The 22,887-nt window shown below is 60.4% G+C and carries 19 protein-coding genes; 6 read left to right on the forward strand and 13 right to left on the reverse strand.

Annotated features, from left to right (window positions below; all coding sequences use genetic code 11):
* Positions 1–336: 336 nt before the first annotated feature.
* Positions 337–582: a hypothetical protein gene (locus MAB_RS20790; RefSeq protein WP_005112209.1), complete on the forward strand. Its 246-nt coding sequence runs from the start codon at positions 337–339 to the stop codon at positions 580–582.
* Here MAB_RS20790 and MAB_RS20795 read toward each other — a convergent pair.
* Positions 579–824, reverse strand: a complete 246-nt coding sequence (locus tag MAB_RS20795; protein WP_005062146.1) for a hypothetical protein — start codon at positions 822–824, stop codon at positions 579–581. The genes MAB_RS20790 and MAB_RS20795 overlap by 4 nt on opposite strands.
* 73 nt (positions 825–897) lie before the next feature.
* A complete protein-coding gene (gene mtf2 / locus MAB_RS20800) occupies positions 898–1,677 on the reverse strand; it encodes a fatty-acid O-methyltransferase Mtf2 (protein ID WP_005085931.1) in 780 nt (259 codons plus the stop codon).
* Positions 1,678–1,876: 199 nt separating this feature from the next.
* On the opposite strand from mtf2, the gene MAB_RS20805 reads away from it, so the two are divergent.
* A complete protein-coding gene (locus MAB_RS20805; RefSeq protein WP_005085930.1) occupies positions 1,877–3,130 on the forward strand; it encodes a glycosyltransferase in 1,254 nt (417 codons plus the stop codon).
* 11 nt (positions 3,131–3,141) lie between these two features.
* Here the strand turns inward: MAB_RS20805 and MAB_RS20810 are convergent, their stop codons facing one another.
* From MAB_RS20810 to MAB_RS20845, 8 genes are all read right to left on the reverse strand, one after another.
* Complete coding sequence (locus tag MAB_RS20810) at positions 3,142–3,930, reverse strand: TylF/MycF/NovP-related O-methyltransferase (RefSeq protein ID WP_005062154.1); 789 nt, start codon at positions 3,928–3,930, stop codon at positions 3,142–3,144.
* Positions 3,931–4,043: 113 nt separating this feature from the next.
* On the reverse strand, positions 4,044–5,168 hold the full coding sequence (locus MAB_RS20815; RefSeq protein ID WP_005112210.1) for an acyltransferase family protein: 1,125 nt from the start codon (positions 5,166–5,168) through the stop codon (positions 4,044–4,046).
* A complete protein-coding gene (locus MAB_RS20820) occupies positions 5,165–6,433 on the reverse strand; it encodes a glycosyltransferase (protein WP_005085927.1) in 1,269 nt (422 codons plus the stop codon). The genes MAB_RS20815 and MAB_RS20820 overlap by 4 nt, the downstream gene beginning before the upstream one ends.
* 49 nt (positions 6,434–6,482) lie before the next feature.
* On the reverse strand, positions 6,483–7,283 hold the full coding sequence (locus MAB_RS20825; RefSeq protein WP_005062157.1) for a TylF/MycF family methyltransferase: 801 nt from the start codon (positions 7,281–7,283) through the stop codon (positions 6,483–6,485).
* A gap of 216 nt (positions 7,284–7,499) precedes the next feature.
* Complete coding sequence (locus MAB_RS20830; RefSeq protein ID WP_017206146.1) at positions 7,500–8,234, reverse strand: class I SAM-dependent methyltransferase; 735 nt, start codon at positions 8,232–8,234, stop codon at positions 7,500–7,502.
* 190 nt (positions 8,235–8,424) lie between these two features.
* Positions 8,425–9,555: an acyltransferase family protein gene (locus tag MAB_RS20835; RefSeq protein ID WP_005112211.1), complete on the reverse strand. Its 1,131-nt coding sequence runs from the start codon at positions 9,553–9,555 to the stop codon at positions 8,425–8,427.
* Positions 9,556–9,722: 167 nt separating this feature from the next.
* Positions 9,723–10,784: an NAD-dependent epimerase/dehydratase family protein gene (locus MAB_RS20840; protein ID WP_005085923.1), complete on the reverse strand. Its 1,062-nt coding sequence runs from the start codon at positions 10,782–10,784 to the stop codon at positions 9,723–9,725.
* A gap of 162 nt (positions 10,785–10,946) precedes the next feature.
* The gene (locus tag MAB_RS20845; protein ID WP_005094865.1) at positions 10,947–12,206 is read right to left on the reverse strand and encodes a glycosyltransferase; all 1,260 of its coding nucleotides are present in this window, start codon (positions 12,204–12,206) and stop codon (positions 10,947–10,949) included.
* A 462-nt stretch (positions 12,207–12,668) separates the two neighbouring features.
* On the opposite strand from MAB_RS20845, the gene rfbA reads away from it, so the two are divergent.
* On the forward strand, positions 12,669–13,535 hold the full coding sequence (gene rfbA / locus MAB_RS20850; protein ID WP_005062166.1) for a glucose-1-phosphate thymidylyltransferase RfbA: 867 nt from the start codon (positions 12,669–12,671) through the stop codon (positions 13,533–13,535).
* Positions 13,536–13,671: 136 nt separating this feature from the next.
* Entirely contained in the window at positions 13,672–14,010 is a 339-nt protein-coding gene (locus MAB_RS20855; protein WP_005077966.1) for a hemophore-related protein, read from the forward strand.
* 106 nt (positions 14,011–14,116) lie between these two features.
* Here the strand turns inward: MAB_RS20855 and MAB_RS20860 are convergent, their stop codons facing one another.
* From MAB_RS20860 to MAB_RS20870, 3 genes are read right to left on the reverse strand one after another with little or no spacing between them, the layout of a single operon-like run.
* Complete coding sequence (locus MAB_RS20860) at positions 14,117–17,068, reverse strand: MMPL/RND family transporter (protein WP_005114687.1); 2,952 nt, start codon at positions 17,066–17,068, stop codon at positions 14,117–14,119.
* Positions 17,069–17,079: 11 nt separating this feature from the next.
* On the reverse strand, positions 17,080–19,959 hold the full coding sequence (locus MAB_RS20865) for an MMPL/RND family transporter (protein ID WP_005071264.1): 2,880 nt from the start codon (positions 19,957–19,959) through the stop codon (positions 17,080–17,082).
* A complete protein-coding gene (locus MAB_RS20870) occupies positions 19,956–20,372 on the reverse strand; it encodes an MmpS family transport accessory protein (protein WP_005062176.1) in 417 nt (138 codons plus the stop codon). The genes MAB_RS20865 and MAB_RS20870 overlap by 4 nt, the downstream gene beginning before the upstream one ends.
* A gap of 536 nt (positions 20,373–20,908) precedes the next feature.
* Here MAB_RS20870 and ramB point away from each other — a divergent pair.
* Both ramB and MAB_RS20880 read left to right on the forward strand, forming a co-directional pair.
* Entirely contained in the window at positions 20,909–22,339 is a 1,431-nt protein-coding gene (gene ramB, locus MAB_RS20875) for an acetate metabolism transcriptional regulator RamB (RefSeq protein ID WP_012296731.1), read from the forward strand.
* A complete protein-coding gene (locus MAB_RS20880) occupies positions 22,336–22,869 on the forward strand; it encodes a carboxymuconolactone decarboxylase family protein (RefSeq protein WP_005085920.1) in 534 nt (177 codons plus the stop codon). The genes ramB and MAB_RS20880 overlap by 4 nt, the downstream gene beginning before the upstream one ends.
* The last annotated feature ends 18 nt before the right edge of the window (positions 22,870–22,887 follow it).

The raw sequence follows: 22,887 nt of genomic DNA on the forward strand, positions 1-22,887 counted from the left end.
AAGAAGTAGCCGACATCGCTGCGTTCACAAGTTTTACGAGTTCACATACGTGCTCACCCCCGGTTGATTCATTGCGCGACAGACGGCGAATATTACGAGTGGGTGCGTACAGAATGAACTCAGGACGACCTGAATTAGGATTCAAGCCTGAATCGGCACTGCACACGCGATGCTAGCAACAGGGCCCGAGGACACTGCGGTATCGAGAAGTAAATGTGGTGACAAACTGCTACGAATTAAGTTCTCATCTATAAGAAATACCCCAGATATCCAGGGTCGTTAGACCCCCGCGCCCTCACCTTGGGCGACACAACGAATTACGCGAAAAACATTGTTATGCGCGTTTCGCCCAATAACCCGCCGGGCATCACCGACACGATCTATATCGGTGCCCATTACGTGGTGTACAGCGAGTACACAGCCGCGTTGCCGCGCATCGCTCGAAGTGTGCGGAGCGAGGCTCCAAAGCATCCGCATGAGGACTTTCAGCCCGCCCTCAACGGGTACCTTGAGAACAGACCATTGAACGGCCATCGCAGCCGAATGCGAAATACGTGGCGCAGCGTTACGAAAACCGGTTAGTCGACCGGCTGCTCAGCGGTGACGTCCGTCCCGCTGATGGGAGACGAACCGGCCGGCATCAGCATGACAAAGACCGGGAGCCGCACCACAGCACCCGACAAAATGGGCAGCCGGATCGCGACGGAAACTACCTCCAGCTCCAGACGTCTCCCCCGCCGAGTCTCCATCTCCAGACGTCCCGGTAACTGTCGGGGTGTCGCCAGCCAGTCCAGACCGCGTTCTATCGACTCGACGACGTTCATCACTCAACTATACCTATCCGGCCGATGCCCGGCGCATGAAACTCCTTGCCGGAAGAGGAATCTGCCGCATCGTCTAGGCCTTGACAAAGCGGTACATCCGGTATTCGACGGACCCTCCGGCACGCAGATCGTCATAGGCGCGCTGAGCAGGCGCGAAGCGACGGACTATGCCACGAAGTGGAGCAGGCGTGGCACGGTCGATGACATATCGCCACCGTGCCAAGTTCTTCTCCATCCCGCGCCGTACTTCGGCGTTGATTCCGCGCTCCGACACCATGCGCAATGGCGCGTTCGCGAGCGCTACCTTCCAGCCCGCAACGTCCTGAACGCTGCGCGCATCTGTATAAAGGAAATTCCCGCCTGGTCGTAGCACCCGAGCCACCTCGGTCAGGAACACAGGGAAATGGGGATACAGATGCGACGACTCAACATTGATCACCGCGTCAAAGGACTCGTCGGGAAACGGCAGGTCCTCGGCATCTCCCTGAACGAACTCCAGGCCCGGTAGATCGTGTCGCCTGCGGCAGAAGCTGATCCCGTCCGGGTTCAAGTCCAGGCCCGTATAGGAGGCAGGCTGCAGGGCGCGCACCAAGTACGAGGCACCACCCCCGTGACCACAACCGACCTCCAACACCCGCTGACCGCCTAGGTCCGCCTGGGTGGCGGTGCTGTGATAGAGCTGGATGGAATAACGGTCAGGCTCATCGGACGCCGACAGCGGGACACCCATCGCGGGTTCCTCTTCGTACCCATAATTGAGGAACACGACGTCCTCGGTTTCAAGCTTACGCGTGGCATGCCGATAGATGAATTTCTGAACCCGCTGCGTGAACACCGCGTTCAACTTGAACATGACCCAGTCTCGCGACCTCTGCACTGGACGACTCCGTACCATCGACGAAGTATGTCAGAGGTTTGAGTCCAGGACAGTGTTATCAAACCCTGAACTGCCTTGCGACAGTTGAAGAACCAGAGATAATGGCAACCGTTCGGGTTCACCGACGCGACAACCCGCGACAACCCGCGACAAACACTGAAGGGCCAGGGACAGTATGAAGTTTGCGCTGGCATGCTACGGAACCCGCGGCGATGTCGAACCATCCGTCAGCGTGGGATGCGAGCTGTCACGTCGCGGACACGACGTAAGCATTGCTGTGCCGCCCGAACTCATCGGCTTCGCGGAATCAGCAGGCCTGGCCGCCGTGCCGTACGGGCCGAAATTGCACGACTTTCTGCAGGACGAATTCCTCCGCACCTTCTGGACTCGATTGATGCGCAATCCCATCGGTGCTTTGCGTGAACTCTGGGCACCGATTGCCCGATACTGGCCGGACACCAGCACCACGCTGCTATCGCTGGCCGAAGACGCGGATTTGTTGTCCACCGGGCTGAACTTCGAACAGTCCGCAGGCAACGTAGCCGAGTACTTCGACATTCCGCTGATCATGCTGCACCACTTTCCGATGCGGCCCAATGGGCAACTGTTACCGATGCTGCCGGCTCGGCTCGTCCGATCCGGTGGGTTGCTCTCCGAATGGCTGTTGTGGCGCGCGACGAAGGACGCCGATGACGCGCAGCGGGAGGTCCTTGGCCTCCCGAGGGCAACCCGCCCCTCGGCATTCCGCACCGCCCGCCGAGGCGCGGTGGAAATCCAGGCCTATGACGCTGTTTCCGTACCTGGGTTGGCGATGGAGTGGGCGAAATGGGGCGATAGCCGACCGTTTGTCGGTGCACTCACGATGGGGCTGACAACCGGAGCCGACCAGGACGTTGCTGCTTGGCTCGCCGCGGGGAAACCACCGATCTGCTTCGCTACAGGCAGCATTCCACTCGAATCTCCCTCCGACACAGTCGAAATGATCAGCTCCGCATGCGCGGAGCTGGGCGAGCGCGGGTTGATCTGCGCCGGCGGTACCGATTTCAGCGAGATCACCATTCCCGACCATGTCAAAGTGGTCGGGGCCGTCAATTACGCGGCGGTCTTCGCGGCTAGCCGAGCCGTCGTCCACCACGGCGGTTCGGGAACCACCGCGGCCAGCCTGCGAGCGGGTGTGCCGACCCTGATCCTCTGGAGCTCAGCCGATCAGCCGTACTGGGGAAATCAACTTAGCCGACTCAAGGTAGGTGCTGCCAGACGATTCTCCGCCACCGATCGCAATACACTGGCGGCCGACCTACGCCGGGTCCTTCTTCCAGAATATGCGGTTGCGGCCCGCGCAGTCTCCGCTCAGATGACCTCCCCGACGGATAGTGTCACCAAGGCCGCCGATCTCTTCGAGAGCACCGCCGGCCGAAAAGCGGTGTGAGGATTGCCCCGCTATTGAGGCGGCTTGATGATCAGACCTTGCCCGGTGGGCAAGGCAACCACGGACACGCCCAACTCGCGAGCCACGTCGTCCATGGCGATGCGCTGCTCATCGCGGCCACGGTTTGCGTAGTCGTCCAGGAGCACGAACGCCCCCGGCGACAATCGTGGCCAAAAATACCGCAGAGTCTCCACTTCCGGTGGAGCACAGTTCATGTCGATATGTAGAAATGCCACCGCATCGGTGTCGACTTCAGCAAGCGTCTCGGGTACGGCCCCGACGATGACACGCTGATTCTTCCACTGCGCGAAATTCGCCTTGACGCTGTCCACCGAGCTGACATACATGCCGTTTTTCACGAGTTTGTCGCTCTTTTCGAGCGCGCCGGCATTACGCTCACCGGCGCTGACGAAGCGTGGATCGAGACCGGCGAAAGTGTCGAGCAGATAGAACGTCTTGCCCAACCGATCCCAATCGAGGTACTCCATGATGGCGCTGCTCAAGAATCCGTAGCTGACCCCGCACTCGACGAAATCACCCTTCACCTTGTTGGCGCTGGCCGCCGCCCACAGCCCCACATGTACCCGCCAGTGCCACTGGTACCAGTCCGTGCCACCCAGCGCGCGAACGCCGCGTTCATACGCACGCTGGAAGTCGGGATCATCAAGGAACGCATGACTGTTGAAACAAATCAGTGCATCGTTCGAATAGACTTTAGGGAGAAGTGTGCGCGCAAGCCAATACTCCTTGCGGACCGCCCACAGCTGGATACGGGTACGGAGCGATAGCTCATCTGCCACAGCGGAAACGATAGCATCCGTCGTCGGTAAACTGGTGAGAAAGGCTCGCCACGAACCAATTCAGCTTGATCGAATCGCTATGGCTCACAAGCTGATCGATGTACGTCCTACGATCACGCAGCATCGCGATCAAGAGGAATCGGTGGCCGCTCGGCCACCGTGACTGCCTGCTTCCGGGTAAGCCGGGACTTCAGTGCGATAGCGCGTTTTTCCACGACAAACCAACTGAAAGCCGCCAGCGGTACGGTGGCAACTGTCGCAATGACAAAGAACAGCAACAGATTCAGACTGGCCAGACCCGAGACGACCAACAGCTGCTGTATGGGATAGGCGTAGATGTACGTACCGTATGACAGATCGTTACGTAGATTTAGCCGCGGTTTGTGGATAAGCGAGCCCGAGACGATGACCGCATAAGCCAGGGGCAACGCGGCCACATCTCGATAGTTCTCAAGCAGACCGGATACCAACACGATGGCAACGCTGAGCGCGACAAGCGACCAGCGCGCCGGCAGAATATCTTTGTACTGATTTAGCAGAGCGCCCGCCGCGAACATCACGGCAAATCTGGCCACCATCTGCGGGATCGACGTCGCCGCAAAGACTGGGTAGGAGAGATAGGCCGTCGCAGCGAGAAAGAACACGAATGCTGCCGGGACAACCCATCGGCGCTTCAGTAGGCCGGCGACGCCCAGCACTGCCACCGCGATGTAACAGATCATCTCGAATACGAGCGTCCAGATCGAGCCGTTCCAAACCCCCGGCCAGGGGACACCGCGCGGCGTGCCGTCGACGCCCGCGTAGTACACGTTGAGCAGGCCGTTGTTGATGACATATTCGATCGGCTTGTGTGAGGCGAACAGATCCGAGACCGAGCCGCCCTGGATGAGGACACTGGTGGGGGCGATAACGAACGCGATGATCGCCAGACACACCCATAACCCGGGAAAAATGCGCAACCCGCGAGCGATCGCAAAGTCCCGAAGCTTCGGTTTCCGTAGCCAACTCGCAGTGATAAGAAATCCCGAGACGGCGAAAAAGCCGTCCACTCCCACTTGTTCGATGAGCTGCTCGAACGGACGGTACGTGATGGTTCGACCGGTGAGTGGCCACGAATGCCAGAAAATGACGCTCACCGCCAGCGCGAGCCGCCATGCGTTCAGCGCGTTGTTTCGCGGGTCGAAGACCTGGCCGAGTGTCAAACCCTTAGCCTGCCCGGTCGCACCCGCCTTGGTCATGCCGAACACCTCGCCTGCGCGAACCGCTCCATGGCATCCGCGGCAGCGACAGCACTTTCACCGGGTTTGGTCATACCGGCCGCGAGCTCCCGGGCCCGATCGGCATAGTCCGACGCCAGGATTCGTCGCAAGTCGGCTACCAGCGACTCGCGGGTGGTCGTCGAAAAGCGGCGAGTAGTGCCTACTTTCAACTTCTTGACCTGACCACCCCACAGCGTTTGATTGGCGTCCATCGACAAGATCAACGTGGGAACTCCAGCCCGCAGACTGGCCGCGGTGGTGCCCGACCCCCCGTGGTGCACGACTGCCCGGCACGCGGGAAAAACAGTCGCATAGTTCACCGCGCCCACGACCTTGACGTGTTCGGGGAGCTGCGCGCCGCCAAAGTCGCTCCACCCGGCACCGATAAGCGCACGCTCGCCGAGCTCGGCACACGCCGAACCGATCATTTCCAATGCGGCGGAAGGCGATTCAACCGGCATGCTGCCGAAACCAAAAAAGATCGGTGGCGTTCCCCCGGCGATCCACGATGCGACCTCCTCATCGGCTTCCTGTGTCATCGCCATGGTCAGCGAGCCCACGAATGGCCGCAGTCCATTCCACTTCGCCCATTCGGTAGCCAGACCCGGGAAACAGACCGAGTCATACCCCTGAATCTCAAGCGAGCGACGCTCGGCGATCCGCTGCGGCGAGGGACTCGAAGCTTTCGGCAAGCGAAGCTCGCGCCGCTGGGCATCCTCCACCTTCTTGTTCAGCCGCCAGGACACCCAATCGAAGGCTCTCATCGCCGCGCGGCCCAGACGGGAGGGCAGGATTGTGACCAGCTGGCCGTTGGGACGCATCGGAATATGGTGCAGCGTGACCAATGGAATGTCATGGTACTCAGCGACATTTGCGGCCGGCTCCTGGTAACTCTGCCCGGCGAACAGTACATCGGCCCCCTGCGCCGCAGACATCAGCGTGGTGTTCATCTGCGCCCAGCACTCATCACTAAGCTCCCACATCTGACGCCACATCGTTCGAATCTCCCGCACCTTCCAGAAAGTGTGAAAGAAGAACGTCCAGAAATTGCGATACACGTCCAGCCACGTCTTGGTGTCCAACCCGTAGGAAACCGTCTCCAGCCCGGCCGACTCCGTAAAGCTGATCAGGTCGGGCGGCACCGCCATGACGACGTCGTGTCCCCTGCGCTGTAGTTCACGAGCCACGACGACAGAGGGCTCGATATCGCCCCGCGTTCCGTAACTCGCCAGCACAAATTTCATCGCTTCCAACGCCTTTCGGGTATCGCGGTTCAGTGGAGTGAGTCCGACGTCATTCCTTACGCCAAAACACCCCTGTACCGTCAATTTCCATGATCTCAGCAGTTATCCCATGCTTTGCCCGATAATCCGTGACGGCCTGTTTGCATGAGTCAAGCGCGTGGTAATCGTCGATGATGCAAAAACCTCCCGGGGACAAACGCGCGTAGAGCCCGTCAAGCGCCTGGATTGTCGACTCATAGAGGTCCCCGTCGAGCCGCAATACCGCGATTTGTTCAATCGGGGCGTCATGCAGCGTGTCTTTGAACCAGCCCGGCACAAAACGGACCTGCTGATCCAACAACCCATAGCGCTCGAAATTCGCCCGGACATTCTTTTCGGTCACCGCCAGGATGGGCGCCGCGAGATGTAGCCGGTCTCCCTTGTCCGCCTTGTAATTGGCAGTGTCCGGAGGTGGCACGCCCTCGAACGAGTCGCAGAGCCAGACGCTTCGTGTCGTATCCCCGTACGCGGCCAGGACCGCACGCATCAGGATGGACGCACCACCACGCCAGACGCCACATTCGACCAGGTCTCCCGGCACGTCATCGGCAAGTACCGTCTCGACGCACTGCTGCAGGCTGGTAAGTCGCTGCATTCCGATCATCGTCAGTGCATCTGCCGGCCAGTCCAGTCCCAAGTCACGCTTGTGCGCATCGAACGCGCGCTTGCGCACGAGCACGTAGTCGCCAAATTTGAAAAAGGGACGATGCAGCCAGTTCCAACCCACTGGCACAAGTTCATCAACTCCGTATCTGGTGAGGTCCTGCCGAAGCAGGTCCAGATAAGCGGATCGAGTGTCGTAATCGGTCACGGTCAAGAACTGCCCCTATCTCGAAATGCTGGTGTCCCGTCCCAGCGGTAAGAATAGCCGCCCGCACGACTCCGTCGACACGTTTCGAGCTCGGCTACTCCGTTGTGGGGACTGCATTTTCGGTGGAATCTGTCAAAAAATCTTATGAACCGATGTCGCCAGATATTTCCGGCTCACGCGGGCGAAGTTTCCACGGTCCTTCATTAATATTCAGGCTCATCGGAACACCGCACGGGGCAGGCTCTTGGGCTTCTCCGCCCGGTGAATCACGACCACCGAGTCGAACACCTCGATCCGGTCGATGATGGTGGTCGCGAGGGGCACCTGAACTCCCTCAAGCCTCCTGGGATGACCCTCCATGATCTGGTACACAGAGTTCATCTCCAGATAGTGGGCATGCATCGCGTCCATCAGCCACTTCGTGAAGTCGATGAACGATTCACGCTGATCGCGATAGATCGTCCAGTAGTTGGCGCACACATCCTCGACGATGTAGACCCCGCCGGGCCGTAGCCGCGGAAACAGGTATCTGAACGAGCCGATCATCTGCTTTGGGGTGTGCCCGCCGTCATCGAGAATCGTGTCGAACGGGCCCAACTCGTCGACCACCGCCCCGAGGAATCGAACATCGGTCTGGTCACCGATACGCACGTGGACGCGATGCTCGGGATCATCGTGCCGCGCGGACTCGGGATTGATATCCAGACCCACGATGGTCGCGTCCGGCAAATACTCTCGCCACATTTGCAGCGAGCCACCCCGGTCCACCCCGATCTCCAGCATCCGCTCGGTCCGCGCGAGGGCATGCTGATAAATGGGCAGGTAATGACGCAACTTGTGCACCTTCTCGGCGCCCTCGAAGATCCGGCCTATCGGAGTATCCATGGCCGGAGTGTCGTCAGCGGACATCAAGACTTTCCCTGCTAAGTCCGGCCCGAGGGCATCGAGCATACGACGACGGCCCGCGTAGCGATAGCGCCGTGCGATAAACGGCGGCTTAGGCTGGAGGGTTAGCCGAAAAAGCGGCATACTCACGGAACCCTTTGCGGTTCTTTACGGTTCGAAGAACGCGATTCGTTCCGAGACTTCCGAAGCGCCATACACATCAGCCTACCGACACGTTCCCGGTGCTATCGCCAAGCTAACTGTCCTCATGCGGCGACAGTGCCCGTTCCCGCAGCGCCACGCTATCCGCGACCGCCGGCTCCACACCGAGAGTACCGGCCGAGGTGGCGCGCTTCCGTTTAAGCCGAGACTTCAAAGCCAGCGCGCGTTTCTCGATCAGAAACCAGCTGAATGCCGCGGGTATGAGCGTTGCTACTGCTGAAACACCAAAGAATACAAACGGATTCAAGGCGTACAGACCCGCGACGGCCAGGAGCTGCTGAGTGGGCGAGGCGTAAATGTAGACACCGTAGGACAGATCAGTATGAATATTCATGCGCTTGTTCTTGATCAGCACACCCGAGACCACCACGGCATAGGCCAGTGGCAACGCCCCGAGCACTCGATAGTCGGGCAACATGCCCGAAAACAGCACGATCACGACACTCACCGCCACTAATGACCAGCGGGCCGGTATGCGATCGCGCCACTGATACAACAGCGCACCGGCGGAGAACATTATCGCGCTACGCACCGCCAGCTGTGGGATGGTCCAGAGGCCCGGGAATGTCAGCGGCGGCAGCATGATCGCCGCAATTGTCGCCAGAATCAGTATCACGGGTGCGGTCCAGCGGCGACTGGCCAGGCCGAGCAAACCCAGACCGGCCACCGCGATATAGCACATCACCTCAAAAACGAGTGACCACAAAGACGCGTTCCAGATTCCCGGGTACGGGATATCGTGCGGCGTACCGCCCACGTCCAACTGGAGTTGCACCAAGGCACTGTTCTTCAACACGTACTCGACGGGTGCGCTGGAGAACAGCAGCCTCGCCGCGGAGCCGCCCTGGATCGCCACGCTCAGCGGTGCCACGACAAACGCTGTTATCGCCAGGACGATGTAGTAACCCGGCAGGATACGAAGAGCTCGCGCTACGAAATACTCACGCACATCGGGATTGCGAAGCCAACTCGCAGTGATCAGAAATCCTGACAGGGCAAAGAATCCGTCGACTCCCACCGAGAAGAGCAACTGAAGGATCGCTTTCGACTCCACTACCCGCCCGGTGAGAGGAAACGAGTGAAATAGGATCACCTCAGTCGCCAAAGCGAGCCGACATGCGTTCAGCGCGTTGTTTCGTGAATCGAATACAGAACCGAGCTTCATGCGCCTCCGCCACTCTTCGCTGGGAGCGTCATCGTATCGCCATCGCAGGGACTGATCACGCTTTCCGGCATTTCTGCGTCAGGTTGGAAAAACATTGCCGCAGCCCAGGATTCACAGCAATCATAGGATGCCCGCGGTTATCGATCGATGCCGAGGTACCGGCTTGCTCAAAAACGATTCGGGCAGTCTTTGTCGATCCATTCGAGCAGCGCATGTAGGCCGTCTTCCAGTGTCCACTTCGGACTCCACCCGAGGCCCTCGACTGCCGGCGCGATATCGCAGCTCGCCGCGCGCACGTCCCCATCGCGAAACTTCCCGACAACGACGGGTTCCGGCGCCGCGCAGATATCGGCCACCTTGCGCGCCAACTCGTGGATCGTGGTCGCGGTGCCCGAACCGATATCCAGGGTGCGGCGCTCGGTGGCAGGTGTGTGCACCGCGGCGAACAGCGCATCGACAACGTCATCGATGAATACGAAATCGCGGACTATCCGCCCGTCTTCGTAAACCTCCAAGGCTTGTTTCTCACGTGCCAACCGCGCGAACAGGGTGACAATTCCGGTGTATGAATTGGTGAGCGATTGCCCGGGACCATACACATTCTGCAGCCGCAAGACACTCAGATTGGTGTCGTGCGCTGCGGCCCAGGACGCCAAGAGGTGTTCCTGCGCAAGTTTTGTACCCGCGTAGATGTTGGTCGGTCTGGGTTCCGTGCGATCAGCACAACTGGAAAGCGGCGTCGCGGATGCGCCCGCCGGGCCTTGTGGATCCCATTCACCGGCAAGCAGCTGCGCGTGGCTGCGCGGCCGCGGGTAAAAGACCTCCGCGCCGGACTGCCACGCGCCTTCGCCATAAACGGCTCGTGACGATGCGAGGACCAACTGGTCCGGTACGAGTGCCGAACGGCTGAGGGCATCCAGAAGTTGAGTTGTACCTACTACATTGACGGAGCCGTGGCGGGTCGCCTCCGAAAGCGACTGTGCTGTGCCCGTCTCCGCGGCCAGGTGGACGACCTGGGACGGCTCAAACAAGCGCAACACAGCATCCCAGTCCGGTGCGTGGGTGACATCGCCGGTGAACAAGCGCACCGACGCCGGCAGGTCGATCGCCCGCCCCCTGGCGTGGACCTGTGGGTGTAGGACGTCCATTACCGCCACGTCGTACCCCGCCTGGATGAGGCGGTTGGACAGCGCGGATCCAATGAATCCCGCGCCACCTGAGATGAGCACAGATTTCGACGCACTGGTCTTTGACAAGCCGAGCCTCCCGTTCTTTCAGAGCTGTTAGGTGACCGGCACGCACCGGTAATGCGTTCCGGGTGAATGGTATCGATGGTGGTTCCGCTACGCGGGGTTGGTCTCTCACACTCTGCCGCGGGTAGCCATCCAGGCCTATGGGTGGGAAGCCTTTGCCTCCAGCAGGTCGGCTGCCTTGCTGACGCTATCGTGCGGCTTCGACATATGAGGGGCGATCGCGCGCGCCCGGGCCGCACATTCCGGGGTGAGAATCGTGCGTAGGTCCGAGACCAGAGAGTCGCGGGTTGTGGTCGAAAACCGCCGGGAGGCACCCACTCCCATACGCCTTAGCTGGTTCCCCCAGAACGGCTGATCACCAACGGTCCACAGAATCAGCGTGGGCACTCCTGCACGCAGACTGGCCGCCGTGGTGCCCGATCCGCCGTGATGAACGATCGCGCGACTCACCGGAAAGACCGCCGCGTAGTTCACCACTCCGACCAGTTTGACGTGTGGCGAGGTTTGGACGCCGCTGAAGTCGGTCGCCCCGGCACATACCAACGCGCGCTCTCCCAATTCTGCGCACGCTGAACCGATCATCTCGACTGTCTCGGCCGGAGATTCAACGGGGATGCTCCCCGAGGCAAAGCAGATCGGCGGGGGCCCCGAGGCTATCCACGACATCACCTCGTCATCAGCCGAGGTCGTCAGCTCCATGGTGAGAGCACCCACGAAAGGCCGTCGGCCTCCGTATTTCGCCCACTCTTCGGCCAGCCCCCGGAAGCACACGGCGTCGTAGGCCTGAATTTCCAGCGAATTGCGCTGACCTATACGCTGCGGCGACGGGCTGGTCGCCTGTGGCAATCCGAGATGTCGTCGTTGGGCATCTTCGGCCCCCTTGGTGACCCGCCAGGTCAGCCAGTCGTAGGCGGTCATCCCCGTCCGGGTCAGCATCGGCGGTAGCACCGGGAAAAGCTGACCATTGGGACGCCACGGCATCGTGTGTAGTGCGACCAACGGGATCCCATAGAACTCAGCAACATTGGCTGCCGGCTCCTCATAGCCCACACTCGTGGACAGCAGGTCGGCTCCCTCTGCCACCGACACCAGGGTTTCACTCATTTCCGACCATTGTTCGGTCACCAGCTTCAGCGCCTGCCGACACAGTGCCACCAAGTCCTGCAGCCGCCAGAAGTGGCGGGTCCACGACGTCCACAAGTCGCGGTACTCATCGAGCTGCGGGCCCACGTGGATTCCGTAGGGCACCGCGGACAGCCCGACCGAGCCGGCAAAACCGATCAAGTCGGGAGGGACGGCCATGCGCACTTCATGACCCCGGCGCTGCAACTCTCGCCCAACAGCAACGGCAGGTTCGATATCGCCGCGAGTGCCATAACTTGCCATGGCAAATTTCATGACGGTATAGACCTCCCCGATATCTGAATGTGCCACAGAATGGACGTCAATATTCTCGGCCATTATTACCGATTTCGCCCGCCTCGGATAGCCTCAATGCAATAGGCATACACCCGTCTCCAATTCCACCGCGGGCCAGTAGCTAAGGCTCCGAAAAATGTATCGACCTGCCTTGCCGCATATAAACGACGAACTCGAATATGACGGCAATGAGAATGCGGCCGAACACACGTTCCAGGACCGCCAGTACGCTCCGTCGACGCGCTCGCCCCCTGCAGCCGGGCCCAGCGAGCGCCGATCACCAATACCTGCGCAAGCATCTCGGGGGCTCGGTGCCGGGCACCGATTCCGTCGGCATTCCAGCTTCGTACGCGATAGGGTGACTAGGGAGTTGCGCGGGGCATGTCAGAAAAAGTCGCCACCGCAACCGGACTCGCATTTGTCATCGAGTAGGAGCACACGTTGCGCGGCATCATTCTCGCAGGCGGCTCAGGCACTCGCCTACACCCGATAACGACAGGCGTCAGTAAGCAGTTACTGCCGGTCTACGACAAACCGCTGGTCTACTACCCCCTGTCCACCTTGATCATGGCGGGCGTGCGCGACATCCTGGTAATCACCACACCCGCCGATGCCCCGGCTTTTGAGCGCCTACTCGGCGACGGTTCAGCGTTCGGGATCAATCTGAGTTATGCCGTGCAACCCCAGCCAGAGGGGCTGGCACAGGCTTTCGTCATCGGGGCGCAACACATTGGCACCGACACCGCGATGCTCGCGTTGGGGGACAACGTGTTCTACGGGCCCGGCCTGGGCACGAGCCTGCGCAGGTTCGAGAACATCGACGGTGGGGCAATATTCGCCTACTGGGTAGCCAATCCGTCGGCATACGGCGTGGTCGAATTCGATGCCGCAGGAGTTCCCCTGTCCCTGGAGGAGAAGCCCGCGACACCGAAATCTCATTACGCCGTACCGGGGCTGTACTTCTACGACAACGATGTCATCGAGATCGCCCGGTCGCTTCAGAAGTCGGCACGCGGTGAATACGAAATAACGGAGATCAACCAGATCTACCTGGATCAAGGTCGGCTCTCGGTCGAAGTCCTGCCGCGCGGGACCGCTTGGCTGGACACCGGAACGTTCGATTCGCTACTGGATGCGAGCGATTACGTCCGCACCATCGAACGCCGTCAAGGTCTGAAAATTGGCGTTCCGGAAGAAATTGCGTGGCGTGCCGGTTTCATCAATGACGATCAACTTGCCGCCCGTGCCCAAAAGCTACTCAAATCTGGGTATGGAAGTTACCTACTTCAGCTCTTGCAGCGGAAATAGCCCGATATTCCGGTTGGCGGTAACACTACGGAGTGTCAGACGTATAAAGAGATGTGGGCCTGGGAAACAACCCAGGCCTTGAGTACGGCTGAATACGTAAAGTTGATGTGGTCGGTACGAGGAGGCAATTGAGAACATGAACAAACTGTCACTGACGAAAACCATCGCGGCCGTGGGCGGTATCACCATGGCGTTGAGCGCGGGGGCGGGCCTAGCATCCGCAGACCCCGTTACGGACGAGATGGTCAACAGCACCTGTACGTACGAGCAGGCGAACGCCGCCCTACACGCGGAGAACCCAATGGCCGCAGAGTACTTCGACGCGTCGCCGCCCAACCAGCAGTTCATGCGAGAGTTCCTCAGCTCGCCAAAGGACAAGCGCGTGAGCATGATCAACCAAGTCAAGGGAAATCAGGGCATCGAGTACGTCATCCCGGTGTTCCAGCAGATGGTGCGCAGCTGCCACAAGTACTAAGACCTGCCAGACAGACCTGAAGGGCCGGGTACGACGCGATCGTCGTACCCGGCCCTTCAGGCTCTATGCAAAAAATTGATGCGAAACCGGTTGAACGGCAAGACCACTACTCAGAAAGCCGCGGCAGCTCGGCCGTCGGCCCCTCGTCGTCATGGCGTGCATCGGTGTGCCAAGCACTTGGCGCGGACGCGCCAACGGGCGTCAGCAGCGCACTCGGCGGGCGCGGGCGCACACGCTGTGGCCACCAGAACCACCGGCCCAGCAGCGCCGCGATCGACGGGGTCATGAACGAGCGCACGATCAGGGTGTCGAACAGCAGGCCCAGGCCGATGGTGGTACCGATCTGCCCGATGATCTGCAGATCGCTGACGACCATCGAAGCCATCGTGGCGGCGAACACCAGTCCTGCCGATGTGACCACCTTTCCGGTACCACCCATCGCACGGATGATGCCCGTATTCAGTCCGGCGCCCAGCTCCTCCTTCATACGGGAGACCAGTAGCAGGTTGTAGTCGGAGCCGACCGCCAGCAGGATGATCACCGACATCGCCAGCACCATCCAGTGCAGATTGACTCCCAGGATGTACTGCCACAGCAGCACCGACAAACCGAAGGACGCACCCAGCGAGAGCGCCACGGTACCGACGATCACCAGGGCCGCGATGAAACTTCGGGTAGTGATGAGCATGATGATGAACACCAGGCAGATCGCCGCGATACCCGCGATCAACAGATCGTATGTCGAGCCGTCTTTCCAGTCCTTGGCAGTCGACGCAGCACCGGCGATGTACACCTTGCCTCCGACGAGAGGCGTCCCCTTGAGCGCTTCCTCCGCCGCGTTCCGTACCTGCTCGATCCGCGCGATCCCCTCCGGTGACATGGGGTCGCCGTTGTGAGAGATGATGAACCGCACAGTCTTTCCGTCTGGCGATAAGAACGAACTCATAGCGCGCTGGAAATCAGGATTCTTGAATACCTCAGGCGGCAGGAAGAACGAATCGTCGTTCTTCGACGCGTCGAAGGCCTCCCCCATCGCCATGACATCGTCGGTGGTTTCATCCATCTGGGCGAACTGGCCCGACATGGTGGCGTACATGGTCAGCACCGAGGTCCGCATGCTCTGCATGACCTCAATCATCTGAGGAAACTGAACGAGCAACTGCGGCATGATCGCGTCCAGCTTGTCCATGTTCTTGACGAGTTCGACCAGTCCGTCATCAAGCGCATCCGCGCCATCCAACGCATCGAAAATCGACCTGATCGACCAGCAGATCGGGATATCGAAACAGTGCTTCTCCCAATAGAAGTAATTGCGGATCGGCCGGAGGAAGTCGTCAAAGAGTGCGATGCTGCCGCGCAGGTCGTCGGTGATCTGCTGCACCTCGTGCGTGTCGGCTGTCATCCGGTGCGTCGTCTCCGACATCTTCTTCATCACGCCATACGTGCGTTGCATCGTCGCGATCATCTTGGCCATATCGTCGGCCTGCTTTTGCATTTCGGCGATGCGCTTCTTCTGAAAACGCGTTGCCTGAACTTGTCCAGCGCTTTGCAGACTCAGCAAGAAGGGCACCGAGGTGTTGGCGATCGGGGTACCCTCCGGGCGGGTGATCCCCTGCACCCGCGAGACTCCCCGCACCTTGAAGATGGCCTTGGCCACCTTGTTCAGCACCAGGAAATCCGCGGGGTTCCTTAGGTCCCTGTCGGTTTCGATCAACAGCACATCGGGCGTAAGACGCGACTCGGAGAAGTGCCGCTGAGCGGCAGCGAATCCCTGATTCGCCGGGATATCGCTGGAGATATAGAGCCGATCGTTGTAGCTGGTCTTATACCCCGGGAGGGTGGACAGTCCGACCAGTGCCACCGCCAGCGACGCGACCAGAATGGGCGCCGGCCACCGCACAACCGCGGTACCGATGGCTCGCCACCGCTGAACCCTCAACTTGCGCTTGGGTTCCAGCAGACCGAACCGGCTTGCCACCACGATTCCGGCGGGTACCAAGGTAACGGCCACCGCCACTGCCGCGAGCATGCCGATGGCACACGGAATACCCATTGTCTGGAAGTAGGGCAACCGGGTGAAGTGCAGGCACAGAATGGCTCCAGCGATTGTGACGCCCGACGCCAAGACCACCGGGGCGACGCTGCGATATGTGGTGTAGTAGGCCGTCTCTCGGTCCTGGCCCGCCTGACGTGCCTCCTGATACCGGCCGAAAAAGAAGATGCCGTAGTCGGTACCCGCGGCGATGCTCAGGAAGACCAGCATGTTGACGGCGAAGGTCGAGAGCACAAAAACGTCATGGTGGCCAAGGAACGCGACGATGCCACGGGCCGCTGCCAGCTCGACTCCCACCATGATCAGCAGCAGGATCACGGTAATCACCGAGCGATACAGGATGAGTAGCAGCGTGAAAATGATGACGACGGTGACCGCCGTGATCTTGAGGATCGATTTGTTGCCCGCGTGCTGCATGTCCGATGCCAGCGGCGCAGCACCTGCCACATAGGTTTCGACATCCTTGGGCGCCGACGGTGATGTCCGCTTTACGATGTCGCGAACCGCAGCCACCGACTGGTCACCCTGCGCGGTACCTTGATTACCCACGAGATTCAGCTGCACATATGCGGCTTTTTCGTCGGGGCTCTGCACGCTCGACGACGTCAGCCGATCTCCCCATAGATCCTGCACGTGCTCGACGTGTTCGGGATCGTTCCGTAGCTCGCGAACCAGCTGAGCGTAGTACTGATGTGCGTCATCGCCGAGCGGTTCCTTGCCCTCGAGCACGATCATCGCGGAACTGTCCGAGTTCGACTCGTTGAAGTCCTTGCCCATCCGCAAAATGGCCTTCACGGCGGGCGCGTCCTGCGGCATGAGCGATACCGACCGTTCATCCCCAACCGTTTCCAGCGCGGGGATGGCCTTGGTCCAGTCCCAATTGACCGAGGCCAGCGTCGTATAGAGGATCAGAACCAGCCACCCCAGGATGATCAGGGGCGACAGCGTTCGAATAGTCCGCGCGATGAACGGTCGCGAGCGCGCCGAGTCTGTCTCGGCACTCATACCCGGTTTCATCAATTCCTCTGCAGTACCGAGCGGACCAGGCGCGGCCCCCTCCACCCGCGCACCGCGCCGACAGGGCGGGGAGAAACCTGCAACGGCCACCAGAACCACCGGCCCAGGAGCGCGGCGATAGCCGGTGTCATGAACGCTCGCACGATCAAGGTGTCGAACAGCAGACCGAGACCGATCGTGGTACCCACCTGCCCGATGGTGAGCAGGTCGCTGACGATCATCGAGCCCATCGTGGCCGCGAACACCAGCCCAGCGGCCGTCACGACCTTGCCGGTACCACCCATCGCGCGGATGATGCCGGTTTTGAGTCCAGCACCCAGCTCTTCCTTCATTCGTGAGACCAGCAACAGGTTGTAGTCAGACCCCACGGCAAGCAGGACGATGACGGACATCGCCAGCACCACCCAGTTGATCTGTATGCCGCAGATGTGTTGCCACACAAGAACTGACAGACCAAACGATGCCCCAAGCGAAAGCGCCACCGTACCGACGATGACCAAGGCCGCGACCAGACTCCGCGTCATCAACAACATGATGATGAAGATGAGGCACAGTGCCGCCACGCCCGCGATCAGGAGATCGTATTTCGATCCCTCGACCAGCTCACTGACCCCAGCGGCCGTACCTGCCAATGAGAGTTTGGCGTGCTCCAGAGGCGTCCCCTTGAGAGCTTCTTCCGCGGCCGTCTTGATTGGCTCCACCCGCGAGATGCCTTCGGGGGTCGCCGGATCCCCTCGTTGAGATATCAGCATGCGCGAGGACTTGCCGTCCGGGGACATGAAGATCTTCATGACGCGCTGGAAGTCCTTGTTTTTCAGAACATCCGGCGGCAGGTAGAACGAGTCGTCGTTCTTGGAGGCATCGAAGGCCTTGCCCATGGCCGTGGAATTCTCCGTGGACTCGTCCATTTGCGCGAAGATGCCGGACATCGTGCTGTGCATGGTCAGCATCGATTCACGCGTGCTCTTCATGGTCTCGATCATGATCGGGAACTGTTCGAGCAGCTGCGGCATCAACTTGTCCAGCTCGTCAAGATCACCGACCAAGGTTTGCATCTTGTCGGTCACCTGATCGACGCCGTCAAGGGCGTCGAATATCGATCTGATGGACCAGCAGATGGGAATGTCGAAGCAGTGCTTATCCCAATAGAAGTAGTTGCGGATCGGCCGCCAGAAGTCTTCGAAATCCTCGATGTGGTCGCGCAGCGTCCGCATGTCCTGCTGGAGGTCCTTGGTGGTGCTGACCATGCGGTGTGTGGTGTCGACCATCTGATTCATCAGGTCGGACATGCGCTGCATGAGAGCGATCGTCTTGGACATATCGTCGGCCTGTTTGAGCATGTCGTCCATACGCGCCCGCTGGAACGGCAAGCTCAGTCGCTGGCTCGCATTCGACATACTGAGCATGAACGGCACCGACGAGTGTTCGATCTGTGTGCCCTCGGGCCGGGTAATGGACTGCACATTCGCAATGCCCGGCACCGCGAACACGGCCTTGGCCAGCCGGTTAAGTACCAGCAGATCAGCCGAGTTGCGCATATCGTGATTGGCTTCGATCAGCAGGATGTCGGGTGTGGACATCTTCGATTCCGGGAAGTGCCGCGAGGCGGCGACGAGTCCCTGAGTCGCGGGTATGTCCTGCGGGATGAACTTGGCATCGGTGTAGCTGGGGTTGTATCCGGGCAGCGTCAACAATCCGATCAGGGCAACCGCCACCGTCGCAGCGAGGATGGGCCCGGGCCACCGCACGATCGCGGTACCGACCCGCCGCCACCGACGCGTCGTCACCTGTCGCTTCGGGTCGAACAGTCCGAAACGACTGCCGGCGGCGATGCAGGCCGGGACCAAGGTCAGCGCCACCGCAACCGCCACCAAAATGCCTACCGCGCCGGGGATACCCAGTGGCTTGAAATAGGGCAGGCGGGTGAAGTGCAGACACGCGATGGCGCCGGCGATGGTCAGACCAGAAGCCAGCACAACCTTCGCCACACCCTTATAGGCGGTGTAGTAGGCGGATTCGCGATCCTCCCCGGACTGACGTGCCTCCTGATAACGCCCCGCGAAGAAGATTCCGTAGTCGGTGCCGGCGGCGATGCCCACCGATACCAGGAGATTGACGACGAACGTGGTCAGGCCGACGATCCCGTGCATGCCGAGGAACGCGACAAGACCGCGGGCGACCTGCAACTCGATGCCGACGGTGAACAACAGGATGATGACGGTGATGATCGATCGGTAGAGCAAGAGCAGCATCAGGAAGATCACCCCGACGCTCACCAGGGTGATGAGGATGACCGTACGGTTTCCGCTCTCGGCCATATCCGAGACGATGGCCGCCGGTCCCGTGACATAGGCCTTGACGCCCGGCGGCAGCCCCGGAGTTTCCCTGACCACCTTCTGAACGGCTTCCACCGATTCATTCGCGTCAGCCTGACCAAAACGCCCTGTCAGATTCAATTGCACATACGCGGCTTTTCCGTCGGCGCTCTGCGCGGCACCGGCAGTCAGCGGATCACCCCAGAAATCCTGCACATGCTGCACATGCTTCGGATCGTCTTTCAATTGGCGGATGACGGCGTCGTAATACTTGTGCGCATCGTCTCCGAGGGTGCCCTCTCCCTCGAGCACGATCACCGCGACACTCTCGGAATTGGACTCCTGAAAGACCTTCCCCATCTGCGTCATCGCCTTGACGGACGGCGCATCCGGAGGGCTCAGTGAAACCGAATGCTCTCGCTCGACGATCTCCAGTGGTGGCACCTTGACGGTCAGCAAGACCGTGATCGCCAGCCAGCCGAGAATAATGAAGACAGCGCCCCGGCGGATAATGGTCGCCATTATCGGCCGATGCGATTTAACCTTGCCGTCGTCCGCGCTCATGCGGCCTTCAAGAGGCACGAGGTGAACGCGTTGGTCTGATTTGTCACCTTCTCGGATTTGACCTCATCGTCGACGATGATGCGGCAGCCGATGCTGCTGCCGTCGCCCTGCGCCATGATGCTTCCCACCGCGGTGGTCTTGCCGATCTCAAATTTGACGGACCACGGAAGTGGCACTTTCTGAATGAACAGCGGATCACCATTGACATCGAAATAACTGATATCAGCTACATTTCCCGGCGACCCGAAAACTTCGTAAGACATCTTCTTTGGGTCGAACGATTTAGCGTCACTCACATTCGTATCAGCATACGAAGGGCGCTTCTCGTTACCGAATACGCCGTGGAGTCGCGACACCGTAAATCCGCCGACGGCAATTACCGCAATCACCAGCAGCGGAATCCACAGACGCATCAAAAGCCGAAGAATCGTAACCCTCCTCGTCTATCTCCGCATCCGGCACCGTGCGCGGATCTGCGCATCCCAAATTGCAAAACGCGGAACACCTCAGCGGTGCTCCCCGGCCGTTAAAGATTAGACCATGCATCTGAGCCGCGTATGCACCCGTTGCAGACCCGATATCCATTGATTAACACGCTATTTGGGATACGAGCGTGTACAGATTTACTGCAGGGAACCCGAGCAACGATCGCGTGCGGATTTTGCATTTCACAGAATGGGTGAACAGATAGTTAATCAGCAGTTGAGGCCCCTCTTTATGACCCCGAGGCCCCCTAGCCGGTCCGAGTGACGCCGGTCATAGCGAGAAGCAGCGTGGCCAGACATGTTCGCCCGTCACCCCAGCCACGGTAGCCCCAGAAAGCAAACCAGCTTGATCGTCCGGTTACCTCGGGCCCGCCCCTAACAAAGCGGAGGTCGATACCCCTGGATGGATCCCATCCTTGCCAAGACTGCGAAGGTGCAGTTCGCAAAGCGCGTACGCTGGCCACGTGTCCAAAACGTACGTTGGAGGGCGCCTTCGTCAACTCCGGAGCGAACGCGGGTTCAGTCAGGCCGCGCTCGCCCAGATGCTGGAGATCTCGCCGAGTTATCTCAACCAGATCGAGCATGATGTCCGACCGCTGACCGTTGCGGTCCTGCTGCGCATCACCGAGGTCTTCGGTGTGGACGCGACATTCTTCTCTTCCCAGGACGACAGCCGCCTCATCGCCGAGCTACGCGAGGTAGTGCAGGACAAAGACCTGGATATCGACGTCGACCCGGCCGAGATCGCCGACGTGGTCGCCGGGCACCCCGCGTTGGCCCGCGCGATGGTCAATCTGCACCGGCGCTATCGAATCACGACGACGCAATTGGCCGCGGCGACCGAGGACCGCTACACCGATGGCAGCGGCAGCGGATCCATCACCATGCCGCATGAAGAAGTGCGCGACTACTTCTATCAGCGCCACAACTATCTGCATGAGCTGGATACGGCCGCCGAAGACCTGACGGTTCGTATGCGCATGCACCGGGCGGACCTGGCCCGCGAGATCGCGGACCGCCTCACCGAGGTGCACGGCGTACAGATCGCCCGCCGGATAGACCTGGGCGACAGCGTCCTGCACAAATACGACCCCGCGTCCAAGACGCTGGAAATCAGCAATCACCTCTCGGGTGGACAACAGGTCTTCAAGCTGGCCGCCGAGCTGGCCTATCTGGAATACGGCGATCTCATCGACACGATGGTCGACGACGGCAAGTTCACTTCTGAAGAATCACGCAAGCTGGCGCGGCTGGGCCTGGCCAATTACTTCGCCGCCGCCACGGTGCTGCCCTACCGTCAGTTCCACGGGGTGGCAGAAGATTTCCAATACGACATCGAGCGGCTTTCGGCCTTCTATTCAGTGAGCTACGAGACCGTCTGCCATCGGCTGTCGACGCTGCAGCGCCCGTCCATGCGTGGGGTGCCGTTCTCCTTCGTTCGAGTGGATCGCGCCGGAAACATGTCAAAACGTCAGTCGGCCACCGGGTTCCATTTCTCCTCCAGTGGCGGAACCTGTCCGCTATGGAACGTCTACGAGACCTTCGGTAACCCCGGCAAGATCCTGGTCCAGGTGGCCCAGATGCCCGACGGACGCAACTACCTGTGGGTCGCGCGCACCGTTGAGCGCCGCGCATCCCGATACGGCCAGCCCGGTAAGACCTTCGCGATTGGGCTGGGGTGCGAGCTGAGACATGCACACCGGCTGGTCTACTCGCAGGGCCTGGACCTGTCCTCCGAAGGAGCTACCACGCCGATCGGTGTGGGTTGTCGTGTCTGTGAGCGTGACAACTGTCCCCAGCGCGCCTTCCCCGCACTCGGCCGGGCACTCGACCTGGACGAGCATCGCAGTACGGTGTCGCCATACCTCGTTCTGCAGGAAGGAGCTCACCCATGAGCAGTGGCCGTATCCCGTCAGGTGGTCTGCGCGAGCTCGGACCCATCAACTGGGTGATCGCCAAGGGCATGGCACGTGCGGTAAACGCCCCGGAAATGCACCTGGCGACCACGCTCGGACAGACGGGCGCCAGGTTCTGGCCATGGCTCGCCTATTCCGGAGCCATCCTGCGGGGTACCAAACTGTCCACCCGGGACACCGAGGTGGTCATCCTGCGCGTGGCCCACGTCCGCGAGTGCGAGTACGAACTGCAGCACCACACCCGCATCGCCAAATCAGCTGGCATCGATCCGGCGTATCAAGAGCGGATTTTCACCGGGGCCGGTGCCGAGGGGCTCTCCGACAAGGAACGTGCCCTCATCACGGGTGTTGACGAGATTCTCACTACCAGAACGCTTTCCGATGAGGCATGGGAAGGACTTTCGAAGTTCCTGGACCGCCGCCAGCTCATCGGTTTCTGCCTCCTGGTCACTCAGTACGACGGGTTGGCGGCCACTATGTCGTCGTTGCGGATCCCGCTGGATCACTGACCGCCGGACCAGCCGCCG

Source organism: Mycobacteroides abscessus ATCC 19977 (assembly GCF_000069185.1).
Lineage (GTDB): Bacteria > Actinomycetota > Actinomycetes > Mycobacteriales > Mycobacteriaceae > Mycobacterium > Mycobacterium abscessus.